The sequence below is a fragment of the Mesorhizobium sp. M2A.F.Ca.ET.039.01.1.1 genome, assembly GCF_003998035.1.
GTDB lineage: Bacteria > Pseudomonadota > Alphaproteobacteria > Rhizobiales > Rhizobiaceae > Mesorhizobium.
The window spans coordinates 1-10,775 of the sequence record NZ_RZRY01000162.1; the positions used below are offsets into that span (position 1 = coordinate 1).

Annotated in this window: 11 protein-coding genes; 1 reads left to right on the forward strand and 10 read right to left on the reverse strand. The window is 63.5% G+C overall.

Annotation, left to right across the window (positions count from 1 at the left end):
* The 10 genes from EOA24_RS14700 to EOA24_RS14745 all read right to left on the reverse strand — a co-directional run.
* Positions 1-470 (reverse strand): alpha/beta fold hydrolase (locus tag EOA24_RS14700; RefSeq protein ID WP_127409881.1); only part of this gene is annotated, 470 nt, incomplete at its 3' end.
* On the reverse strand, positions 470-1,288 hold the full coding sequence (locus EOA24_RS14705; RefSeq protein ID WP_126081271.1) for a sugar phosphate isomerase/epimerase family protein: 819 nt from the start codon (positions 1,286-1,288) through the stop codon (positions 470-472). The genes EOA24_RS14700 and EOA24_RS14705, both read right to left, overlap by 1 nt.
* Positions 1,288-2,364, reverse strand: coding sequence for a Gfo/Idh/MocA family oxidoreductase (locus EOA24_RS14710; RefSeq protein WP_126081272.1), 1,077 nt, complete (start codon positions 2,362-2,364; stop codon positions 1,288-1,290). Before EOA24_RS14710 ends, EOA24_RS14705 begins: the two co-directional genes overlap by 1 nt.
* Before the next feature lie 4 nt (positions 2,365-2,368).
* Positions 2,369-3,190, reverse strand: coding sequence for a sugar phosphate isomerase/epimerase (locus EOA24_RS14715; RefSeq protein WP_126081273.1), 822 nt, complete (start codon positions 3,188-3,190; stop codon positions 2,369-2,371).
* Positions 3,191-3,222: 32 nt separating this feature from the next.
* Positions 3,223-4,065 (reverse strand): carbohydrate ABC transporter permease, encoded by an 843-nt coding sequence (locus EOA24_RS14720; RefSeq protein ID WP_126081274.1) that lies wholly within the window; start codon positions 4,063-4,065, stop codon positions 3,223-3,225.
* A 5-nt stretch (positions 4,066-4,070) separates the two neighbouring features.
* Complete coding sequence (locus EOA24_RS14725) at positions 4,071-4,967, reverse strand: sugar ABC transporter permease (RefSeq protein WP_126081275.1); 897 nt, start codon at positions 4,965-4,967, stop codon at positions 4,071-4,073.
* Positions 4,968-5,093: 126 nt separating this feature from the next.
* The gene (locus EOA24_RS14730) at positions 5,094-6,341 is read right to left on the reverse strand and encodes a sugar ABC transporter substrate-binding protein (protein WP_126081276.1); all 1,248 of its coding nucleotides are present in this window, start codon (positions 6,339-6,341) and stop codon (positions 5,094-5,096) included.
* Positions 6,342-6,452: 111 nt separating this feature from the next.
* Positions 6,453-7,598 carry an ABC transporter ATP-binding protein gene (locus EOA24_RS14735; RefSeq protein ID WP_126081277.1) on the reverse strand — a complete coding sequence of 382 codons (1,146 nt, stop codon included), beginning with the start codon at positions 7,596-7,598 and terminating at the stop codon, positions 6,453-6,455.
* Between the two features lie 84 nt (positions 7,599-7,682).
* A complete protein-coding gene (locus tag EOA24_RS14740; RefSeq protein ID WP_126081278.1) occupies positions 7,683-8,633 on the reverse strand; it encodes a PfkB family carbohydrate kinase in 951 nt (316 codons plus the stop codon).
* A gap of 3 nt (positions 8,634-8,636) precedes the next feature.
* Entirely contained in the window at positions 8,637-9,437 is an 801-nt protein-coding gene (locus EOA24_RS14745; protein WP_126081279.1) for a class I fructose-bisphosphate aldolase, read from the reverse strand.
* A gap of 182 nt (positions 9,438-9,619) precedes the next feature.
* Here EOA24_RS14745 and EOA24_RS14750 point away from each other — a divergent pair, with 182 nt between their 5' ends.
* The gene (locus tag EOA24_RS14750) at positions 9,620-10,768 is read left to right on the forward strand and encodes a Gfo/Idh/MocA family oxidoreductase (protein WP_126081280.1); all 1,149 of its coding nucleotides are present in this window, start codon (positions 9,620-9,622) and stop codon (positions 10,766-10,768) included.
* The last annotated feature ends 7 nt before the right edge of the window (positions 10,769-10,775 follow it).

Consider the following 10,775-nt stretch of genomic DNA (forward strand, 5'->3'; position numbering starts at 1 on the left):
GTCTCGGATTGCGCGAAGATCCTCCTTGCCTCGTCGGCGCTATGTTCGAGGATGAGCTCGGCGACCTCGGCGATCGGCTGCATGTTCTGCGGCGCTGGCGAGAACGTCCATGCCGGCCGCACCAGGATGAGGCCAGCGACGCGCTCCGGATGACGGCAGGCGAGACGAAGCGCAATTCCTGCGCCCATCGAGATGCCGCCGGCAACGAAGCGGTCGAGGCCGGCCCGGTCGGCCGCGGCAAGCACATCGTCGGCGAACATTTCGAACGAGAACGGTCGCCGTTCACCGAAGCCTGAGCCGCCATGGCCGCGGCATTCCAGCGTGAGGCGGCGGAAGCCGGTGGGGCAAGTCTGGGCGACCTGCGCCTCACCGCCGCCGAGCCCGTGCTGGAACACCACCGCCGGGCCTTCGCCCCTGTCGGTGCGGAGCAGCGTCGCGCCGTCGCGAAGAAGCGCAATCTGGCCCGCCATCACACCAGCTCCTTGAGAAAACGCGCGACGCCCGGCGCCTCCCTGGCCGAGAGCCCATGCGTCACCAGCGGCCCGTCGAAGCCTGTGGCTTTCAGCCGGGCGATGAAGTCGGCGAAGTCGACGACGCCCTGTCCGGCCGTGGCAAAGCGGCCGTCGGCGAAGCGGTCCTTGGCATGCGCCAAAGAGACATGGCCAGCCACGCACTCGACCGCTTCGGCAACGATGGAGCGTGCCTGTTCGGCATTCGCCCGCTCGAACAGATTGGCTGGATCGAGCACGATGCGCAGCCGCTTCGAGCCCATCTCGCCGATCAGTCGTATCGCGTCTTCAGCCGATGTGACGATGTTGGCTTGTTCCGGCTCGATGCCGAGATCGATGCCGTGGCGCTCGGCAAGCCGAAGCGCCTTTTCCATCTCGCGCGCCATGTCGGCCCAGGCCGTGGGATCGGAATTGTCGGGATGGTACGCCCACTGATCCTCGGCGTTGCGCGTCCCGGTGCAGAGCGTGACGAGCGGGATCGAAAGCCTGGCCGCGGTTTCGATGACAACCGCCAGCCGTCGCAGTCCGTCCTGGCGCATCCGGCTGTCCGGATGCGCCATGTTGTATGTGCCGGAGAGAGCGACGAGACTGATTCCGGTCGCCTTGGCAGCGGCACCGACAGTGTCGATCGCCGCGTCCGGAACCGCGTCCGGCATCGACGGCAGGCCGGCGCAGGCGAGGTTGAACTGCGTGGCCGCGAAGCCCGCATCACGGACAGCGGCAAGCACGCCGGTCGGCTCGCTGCCCGGGAAAGTCTTGGCGAACACGCCGACCTGCATCAGACCGCTCCCGTCACGCTGGCGAGCGCGACGCGCTCGCCGCTCTCAACCGAGCGGGCGATCGCTACCATGGCGCGTATCGAGGCGAGCCCATCCTCGACCGTGGCGCCGCGCTGCGGCGCGCCGTTGAGCACCGTGTCGGCGAGGCCTTCCAACTGGCGACGGAAGAAATGGCCGTCGGCGCCGAGCGGCTTGCGCGAGGTCGCGTCCTTCTCGTGGAAGATGTCGACCTCGCTGGCGCGGAAATACCAGGGATTGAAAGTCTTCGCGATCACCGAGCCGTTCTGGCCATAGAGCTGGAAGCCTTCGTGCCAGTCCATGCGCACGGCGACGGTGAGGTCGAGATGGCCGAGCGCGCCATTGGCGAATTCGGTCTCGACGAACCAGCAATAGGCGCCGAAGCGCTCGTTGAGGCGGGCACGAACGGCGGTGATCTCGCCGCACAGGAAGCGGGCCGTGTCGACGAGATGCGAGCCATGCGCCAGCATGAAGTACTGCCGCAGGTCCGCCTTCGGATTGCCGCCCGGCTTCTTCGCCAGCTTGCTTGTGATAGGCAGCGGCTGCACCGCGTCGGTGTTGGTATAGCGATGGGTGGAATCGCAATACCAAGCCTTGAGCGCCAGGATCTCGCCCATCTCGTCGCGCACGAAATCGCGCGCCGCTTCCAGCGCCGGGTCGAAGCGCTTCATGTGCCCGACCTGCAGCACCTTGCCCGAGCGTTTGACCGCTTCGGAAAGCTTTTCGCCTTCCTCGACCGAGACGCCGATCGGCTTTTCGCACAGCACATGCTTGCCCGCTTCCAGCGCCTTGATCGACATCGGCACGTGATAGGCGTCCGATGTGGCGACAATCACCGCCTCGAGCTCCGGATCGGCGAGCATCTCGTCATAGTCGCCATACATCTTGCGCGGCTCGTAGGTGGCGCCCATCCGCGCCAGCAGATCGGGCGCCGCATCGCAGATCGCGTAGAGATCGGCGTTGCTTGCCTTCACGCAGGATTCCAGATGCGCGAATTGCGCGATCGGCCCGCAGCCGAGCACACCGACACGAAGGCGACGGTCTTGCTTGTGGATCATCGTCTCACGCCCCGTAGCCGCGCATGGTCTGGCGGTTGGTCTTGACCGCGCCGGCCGGATCGGCGGCGGCAGTCTCGGATTCCTCCTCAAGCACCAGCCAGCCGTTGAAGTTGGGGGCAGCACTTGCGATCTCGATCACCTTTGCCGTGTCGCAGACGCCCTTGCCAAGCATAGCCCAGGTGCCGTTCGCATCGACGTCCTTCAGATGCACGTAGCGGATGCGGTCGCGATAGGTCGTGAGCGTGTCGGCCATGTCCTTGTGGCCGCGCAATATGTGCCCCGTGTCCGGCACCCAGCCGACCAGCGAAGCGTCGATCAACCCAAAGATGCTGTCATAGTCGGCGCGGTCGAACAGCAGCGTGTTGTGGTGCGAGCTCGGATGCACCGCGACCTGGACGCCGGCCTTGCGGCCGAGCTCGCCGGCACGGTTGTAGACTTCCGCCGCGATGGCAAACTTGTCCTCGCGCGGACCGTCCGACATGACCGTCGCCGAGCCCATCGACACCAGCGTGCCCGGAAAGGCGGCGGCGAAGTCGATCCAGCGCTTGGCTGTGTCGAGGTCCTCGCCGATTTTCTCTTTGAGCGTAAAGCCGCTTTTCGAACCGAAGGCGAAGGAGACGAGCGTGAGGCCGGACGCCTTCAGCGCGGCGGCGAATTCGGCCGGCTTGCCGGCATAGCGGCCGATCATCGTGTCGGTGATCTCGATGCCAGCATAGCCGCCGTCGGCGATCGCCTTGATGAGATCATCGGGGCCGCCGGTGAACCGGTCTCCCAGCATTTCCCAGGTGAAGGTCTGGCAACCGACTTTGAGGTCTCTCACGTTCATCCTTTCATTCCTTGGTTCTCTGCGGGACGTGCCTATTTGACCGAGCCCGCGGTCATGCCGGCGAGGAAGAACCTCTGGGCAATGAGGTAGATCAACAAGAGCGGCAACGAGCCGAGCACGCTCATCGCCATCATCTGGTTCCATTCGAAAGCGTGCTGCCCCATCAAAAGCTGGATGCCGATGGGGACGGTGCGCATGGAGGTCGACTTCGTCAGGGTCAGCGCGAAGAGGAATTCGTTCCAGCACAACAGGAAAGTATAGACAGAGGTCGCCACGATGCCAGGCAACGAGATCGGCACGATCACCCGCCAGAGCGCTGTCCAACTGGTGCCGCCGTCGACGGCGACAGCTTCGTCGAGATCGCGGGGCAAGGTGTTCAGATAGCCCGTCATCAAAAGGATCGCGTAGGGCAGGGTGAAGACCAGATAGGTCAGGATCAGCGCGATATAGGTGTCGAAGATGCGATACGAGACGACGAGCCCGAAGAAGGGGATCAGAAGCGTGATCGGCGGGATGGTCTGCGTGCTGATGATGAGGGTGTTCAGGCTGCCCTTGCCACGGAAATTGAAGCGGCTGAACCCGTAGGCCGCCAGCAAGGCGATCAGCACCGTCAGCACAGTCACCACGAAGGCCACGAAGTAGCTGTTGAAGAAGAAGCGCAGCTTGACCGGGTCGCCAAGGATCTCTGCATAGGCTTCCAGCGTGAAGGCCTTCGGCAGGATGGTCGGCGGCAGGGCGAAGATCTCGGTGTTCGATTTGAACGAGCTGCTCAGCATCCAGTAGATCGGGAAGGCCGCGAAAAACAGCCCCGCGACAAGTGCGATATGCAGCGCGACGGTGATCAGCCTGTCCTTCGTCGTGTGCCTTTTCCTCATGGTGATTACCGGGCCTTCTGATAACGGATGTAGAACAGCGTCAGGCCAAGCGAGATCAGCAGGATGACCACGGCGCTCGCCGACGCCTGGGACAGGTTGTAGCTCGAGAACGCCAGCTTGTAGGTGTAGGTGCTGAGCACCTCGGTCGAGTAGATCGGACCGCCGCCCGTCGTGATCCAGATCAACGGGAAGACCTGCATCGTCCAGATGAAATCGAGCAGCGAGATGCTGATGATGATCGGCATCAGCTGGGGAATGGTGATGAAGATCAGCTTCTGGTAGGCCTTCGCCCCGTCGATATCGGCGGCCTCGTAGAAATCCTTGGGAATGCCCTGCAGGCCCGCGAGCAGGCTGACCATGAATAGCGGGTAGCCCGCCCAGATATTGGCGAAGGTGACGGCATGCAGCGCCGTCTTGGGCGAGGAAAACCACTCGATCTTGGAGCCGATGAGACCCAGCTGCATGAGAATGCTGTTGACGACACCGTTGGGCTCGAGCAGCAGGCGCCAGATCACCGCTATGATCACCGCGGTGAAGAGCCAGGGCAGTATGTAGAGCACGCGCAGGATATTGCGCAGCGTCGGGTTGATGCGGTCGCTGTTCAGCATGAGCGCGAAGATCATGCCGATGGTCATGTGGAAAACGACGCTCATGCACGTGAAGTAGAGCGTGTGCCATAGCGAGGCCCAGAACACGGGATCGGCAAAGATCGCCTGGTAGTGTTTCAGCCCGGCAAAGGATGAGTCGCGACGCAGCACCGCGCTGTTCTGGAACGAATAGGAAATCACCGTCACCATCGGCAGCAGCATCAGCAGGCCGATGATCACCAGCGAGGGCGACAGATAGAGATAGGGTGCGACCGTTCGTTTCAGTCTGTGACGGGAGCGCTTCTGCCGGGTCATGTGCCAACCTTGGGATACGCCTTCGAGAGAAGGCGAGCTTCGCGAACACTCGCGTCGCCGGTACGTTGTTGCCGGGAGGCCTGCCCGAAGTCAGGCCTCCCGGTCGAAGATCGTGAAACAGGCCGATCAGAATTTAGCCGTCCATCCTTTCTGAGCGTTGGCCGCGGCTTGTTCCGGAGACTGCTCGCCGGCCAGCATCTTCTGGGCTTCGACGTCGAACTGGGTCATCAGGTCTTCCGCCACCGGCAGACCCGTGAACTCATTGGCGAGGTAACCGGTCTTGAAGATTTCGAAAGCCTTGCCGAAAGCCTTGTCCGAGGTCACGAAGTCCGGCTTGGCGTTGACATTGCCCGGGAAGGCGTTGGCCAGCGACACCAGATTGGCGTTGACCTTCTCGCTCATCAGATATTGGACGAGTTTCCAGGCCTCCTCCTGATGCTTCGAGCCGGCGGAGATGCCGATGCCCCATGAGGCGTAAGGAAGGCCGCGCTTGCCGTTGTAGTTCTCCACGACCGGGACCGGAATGAGGTCGAAGTTCAGCTTCGGATTGCGCTTGCGGATGAGGTTCACATGCGCGAGCGAGTCGATCATCATCCCGACGCGGTCGTTGACGAATTCCTCGACCTTTTCCTGTTCGGTCTTGGTGGCGATGCCGGGCGAGATGGTGCCCGCGTCATTGAGCGATTTGACGAAGGTGAGCATGTCCACCACCGGCTTGCCCTCGAGGGCGGGCTTGCCGTCGGCCATCATCGATTGGCCCGATGCCCAGACCCACGACATCATGTCGTTCTGGACGCCGGACGGCGACTGCAGCGACAGCGGCAGCACCCAACCATACTGGTTCTTGTCGGCATGGGTCATCTTCTTGGCGGCTTCGAGGAACTCGGCGCGGGTCGATGGCAGCTTGGTGACGCCCGCCTGGGCGGCGAGGTCAAGATTGACGAATACCGGATAGACGAAGGAAGCGACCGGGAACATCACGGCCTTGCCGTCCACCTTGATGATGTCCGCGACTTGCGTCTTGTCGAACTTGCTCGCATCCATCATCGGGTTCATGTCGGCGAGCGCGTTCTGCGCGTTAAGATTGTTCACCCAGGCGCCATCGAGGCCGACGACATCGCTCAGCGTTCCGGTCGCCGCGCCGACCGAGATCTGATCCCGCGTGGCGGCATAGGGGCCACTGACCAGCGTCACCTTGATGCCGGGATTCGCGGCCTCGAATTCGTCCATGATCTTCCGCAGCGAGCCTGCGGGCAATTCGGGCTCCCACCATTGGGCGAATTCCAGGGTCGTGTCCGCCATGGCGCTGGTTGCGCCAAGCAGCCATGCGGCCGCGGCCATCTTCAGCATGGCGGGCTTTATCCGAAATGTCATTTTCTCCTCCTTCTTTGAGATCGGCCGCACAATGCGGGCGATCGTCTGGTTTATTCAGCAGTCTTCATTCGCAGGCGCCTCGCTCCCGCCTGCTGGCCTTGCCGCAAATCTTCAGATCGCCAGATGCGTTTCGGGATCGAAGAAATGGAGCTTGGTATCATCCAGGGCCAACCGGATTTCCGAGCCGGAGCGGACTGCGCTTTCCGGTTCGAATTTCGCCACCGCATTCGACGCCAGGCCGAAATCCCTCACCGCGTCCGGGTCGCCTGAATCCACCCGGACCGCGTCGATGTTGAGATGGACGATGTGTTCGGACCCGAGCTCTTCGATCGAGGTCACCTTTGCAGGGATCGTCTGGTATTTGCGGCCGGATTCGAGGCTGCTGTCATAGAGATGCTCGGGCCGGATCCCGAACACGATCTTGCGCCCCGCATACGACCTCAAGCCCGGTCTTCGCTCGAAGGCTGCATCCCGCAGCTGGATGGCGAAGGTGCCGGCCGTCAGTTCGTCGCCCGTCAGCGTCCCTTCGAAAAGGTTCATCGAAGGCGAGCCGATGAAACCGGCGACGAAGGCGTTCACCGGCGATTCATAGAGCCGCTTCGGTGTGTCGACCTGCTGCAGCACGCCGCCTTTCAGCACCGCGACCCTGTCCCCCATCGTCATCGCTTCGGTTTGGTCGTGGGTGACGTAAATAGTCGTCACGCCGAGCTGCTTCTGCAGGCTGGTGATCTCGGCGCGCATTTGCACGCGCAGTTTTGCGTCCAGATTGGAGAGCGGCTCGTCCATGAGAAAAGCAGCCGGCTCGCGCACCATGGCGCGGCCCATGGCGACCCGCTGACGCTGCCCGCCGGAAAGGTTGGCGGGCTTGCTGTCCAGCAGCGACGTCAGCTGAAGGGTCTTGGCGATCTCGTCCACGCGCTTCTTGCGCTCGGCCTTCGGCTTGCCCGCCAGCCGCATCGAGAAGGCGATGTTTTCGAACACCGTCATATGCGGGTAGAGCGCATAGCTCTGGAAGACCATCGCGATGTCACGGTCCTTGGGCGGCATGTCGACGACGTCTATGCCGCCGATGCGAAGGCTGCCGCTGGTGATGTCCTCCAATCCCGCGATCATCCGCAAGGCGGTGGATTTCCCGCAGCCGGACGGCCCAACCAGGATCAGGAACTCGCCATCCTCGATCGACAGGTTCAATCGGTCGATCGCACGAAAACTGTTCCCGTAGGTTTTGCAGATATTCTCAAGAATGACTTCCGCCATATTCCTCCCTCCACAAGTCAAAGCTGATGATTTTTTTTTCACCTTGGCTTTTTGCTTGTGAAAATCTCTCGGGTGGTTTTCAGCTTATGTTCCGGTATCGAGTTGCGCATATTTCAGTTCGACCGCCGATGGCGCGCTCGCCGATGCCAGCAATTGCGTGACTTGGCTGTCGGTCGGAAGCGCCTCGCGTCCGCCGCGCCCGGTTATTGAAAGGGCGGCCGCCGCGGCCGCGAATGCCACCCGGCCCGCGGTGTCGGCTCCGCGCGTCAATGCATGGGCATAGGCGCCATGAAAGCAGTCGCCGGCACCGGTCGAGTCGACGATCGCAACCCGATGCGGAGGCAGGTGCCAGAGCGTTGTCTCCCCGCGCCCGCGATAATAGACGCCCCGGCCGCCGTCGGTCAGGACGACGGCGGAGCGCGACGGCGACCACAATGCATCAAGCATCTCGGCGGGCGAGCGGCGGCCTGTGGCGGTCTGTGCAAAGGCGAGCGGAAGAATGAGATGGTCGCAGAGCTCGATCAGCCTATCGGTGGCTGGCCCGGCGCTCCATTCGATGTCGCCGAGGATCGCGAGGCCGAGATCGCGAGCCCGGGCCACGGCATCCAGCGAGCGGATCGCGTAGCTGTCGACGATCAGGACGCTCGCGCGGCTGAGGATATCTTCCGGAAAGTCCGGTGCGGTGCCCAGCATCGCGTCGTCGTCATAGGCGATGAACCGGTCCCCGTCCGAGCCGACGGTGATGCGCGAGCGTACCGGGCGCGCGTCGGGATGGCGTGGCGCGAACGCGGTTTCGACGCCGCTGGCGACGAGGTCGCACAAGGCGGCATCGTCATCGGCGCTGCCCAGCCATCCGATGAACCCGGCGCTCCCGCCAAGCCGCGCGACGGCGGCAAGGGCCGTCGCGACATTTCCGCCGAAAGCGCGCGTGCTTTGCAGAACCTTCCCCTTGCCCGCCGACAACGGCTGATCGACATAGACGATGTCGTCGATCGCAATGGCGCCGAAGCCGAGGATCGAGGGGACGGCGCGCATCGTTCAGGCGTCCGCCTTCGCAAGCGCTTCTTGCGCCGAAAGCCCGTCATGGATGACGCCCCGAAAGGCAAGCGCTGCCTTCTGAGGATCGCCGTGCCCCCAGAGATTGCGGCCCACCACGGCGCCGCGCGCGCCGGCGCGGATGGCGTCCGCCGTCTGCTGAAGCGCGCCGAGCAGCGTGTCGGTCTTCGGGCCACCGGCGATCACGACCGGCACCGGGCAGGTCCGGACGGTCTCCCGGAACGACTCGAAATCGCCCGTGTAGCCGATCTTGATGACGTCGACGCCGGACTCGTAGCCGATGCGCGCCGCATAGGCGATCTCGTCGGGGGTGAAGATGATCTTTGCCCCGTCGGTGAAATCGCGCGGATAGATATGCGCCACCACCGGCATGCCGTAGCGGGCCGCCGCGTTCACCGAATCGGTCAGCCAGCGTATGTATTTGCCTTCAGTCGCGCCTCGCACCGGAATGGCCACGGCCAACGCATCGGCTCCAGCGCGCACCGCATCCTCGGGCGTTGCAATCAACTCGCTGATGCGGTCGTCCGGGGTAAAGCAGCCGGCCTGGATCACCAGGGCAGCCTTGCCCGCATATTGCGGCCACAGATGGCGCGCGGTGCCGGGCTGGATACTGACGTAATCGGGCTTGCCCGCCATGACGCGGGCCAGCGCGCCGGGCAGATCGGCAAGGCCGCCTTTGCGCACGTCGCCATAGCCGACGAAGTGGTCGACCGCGCCGCCAAATAGATTCCCCGATGGATGCGAAAAGAGGCGCGCGAGGCGCACTTTGGTCCCTAGGCTCATAATTCCCTAATCTCTTGATTTGCAAGGCCGGCGGCCTGTGATACTGGCCATCGTTTTCACATGCTGTATAAAAATTTTACGCGCGTCAAGATTTAAAATGCGCTATAGCGAGTCACGAAAATTGTCCGTCGCCGTCGCGATGGCTTGTCTCGGGCGTCGCCGATTGGGAGGTCGAAAGGGAAATGCAAGCAAATTCAGGAGCGAAGCTCGGTATCGGCATCATCGGATGCGGTAACATCTCGATGACCTATCTGCGCAACGCGGCACTTTTCGCCGGCGTGGAACTGCGCGCTTGCGCCGATATCTCCGCCGAGATGGCTGTCTTGCGCGGGAAGGAATATGGCATTCGCGCGCTCGGCGTCGATGCGTTGCTCGCCGACCCGGAGGTCGATCTCATCCTCAACCTCACCATTCCCGCGGCGCATTTCGACATCTCGTTTTCGGCGCTCTCGGCGGGAAAGCATGTCTTCACCGAAAAGCCGCTCGCCACCTCGGCCAGCGACGGCCGCAAGCTGGTGGGGGAGGCGGCGAAACGGGGATTGCTGCTGGGCTCGGCTCCCGACACTTTCCTCGGCGCCGCCGGACGTCGCGCCCGCCGGCTGATGGACGAGGGCGCGATCGGCCGCGCCGTCACCGGCACCGCCTTCATGATGGGGCGCGGCATGGAGCACTGGCATCCCAACCCGCAATTCTACTACCAGCCAGGCGGCGGCCCGGTCTTCGACATGGGGCCGTACTATCTGACGATGCTCGTCAACCTGCTCGGCCCCGTGACCCGTGTCATGGCGATGGCCACGCGCGGCCAGGAGGAGCGGCTGATCACCGCCGACGGCCCTTACAAGAACACCAGCTTCAGGGTCGGCACGCCGACCAACATCCTGTCGCTGCTCGAGTTCCGCTCCGGCGCCACCGTCACTTTCGGTGCTTCCTGGGATGTCTTCAAGCACTCCAACCACCCCATCGAGCTGCACGGCACCGAAGGGTCGCTCAGGCTGCCCGACCCCGACACTTTCGGCGGCACGGTCTCGCTTTCCGCGCGCGGTGCCGAGTGGACGGATTTCGCCAGCGAAAGCGAGCTCTATGGCGCGCGCAACTGGCCTTATGCGGCGCCGGATCGCGCCAATTACCGCATGCTCGGTGTCGCCGACCTGGCGCGTTCGTTGTCGCAGAAGAGAAAGCCGCGCGCGTCCGGCGAACTGGCGCTGCATGTGCTGGAGATCATGGAGGCCATCCTCGCCTCGGGCGAGAGCCGCAACTCGGTCGCCATCGCCGGCACTGTCGACCAGCCGCCGCTGCTGGGCGAGGACGAGGCGGCGAGCCTGCTGGCCTAAGGCGCTC

Coding starts and splice junctions, on each gene's coding strand:
- EOA24_RS14725 (WP_126081275.1), bottom strand. CDS start 4,967: ATGACCCGGCAGAAGCGCTCCCGTCACAGACTGAAACGAACGGTCGCA.
- EOA24_RS14745 (WP_126081279.1), bottom strand. CDS start 9,437: ATGAGCCTAGGGACCAAAGTGCGCCTCGCGCGCCTCTTTTCGCATCCA.
- EOA24_RS14750 (WP_126081280.1), top strand. CDS start 9,620: ATGCAAGCAAATTCAGGAGCGAAGCTCGGTATCGGCATCATCGGATGC.
- EOA24_RS14715 (WP_126081273.1), bottom strand. CDS start 3,190: ATGAACGTGAGAGACCTCAAAGTCGGTTGCCAGACCTTCACCTGGGAA.
- EOA24_RS14740 (WP_126081278.1), bottom strand. CDS start 8,633: ATGCGCGCCGTCCCCTCGATCCTCGGCTTCGGCGCCATTGCGATCGAC.
- EOA24_RS14705 (WP_126081271.1), bottom strand. CDS start 1,288: ATGCAGGTCGGCGTGTTCGCCAAGACTTTCCCGGGCAGCGAGCCGACC.
- EOA24_RS14710 (WP_126081272.1), bottom strand. CDS start 2,364: ATGATCCACAAGCAAGACCGTCGCCTTCGTGTCGGTGTGCTCGGCTGC.
- EOA24_RS14735 (WP_126081277.1), bottom strand. CDS start 7,598: ATGGCGGAAGTCATTCTTGAGAATATCTGCAAAACCTACGGGAACAGT.
- EOA24_RS14720 (WP_126081274.1), bottom strand. CDS start 4,065: ATGAGGAAAAGGCACACGACGAAGGACAGGCTGATCACCGTCGCGCTG.
- EOA24_RS14730 (WP_126081276.1), bottom strand. CDS start 6,341: ATGACATTTCGGATAAAGCCCGCCATGCTGAAGATGGCCGCGGCCGCA.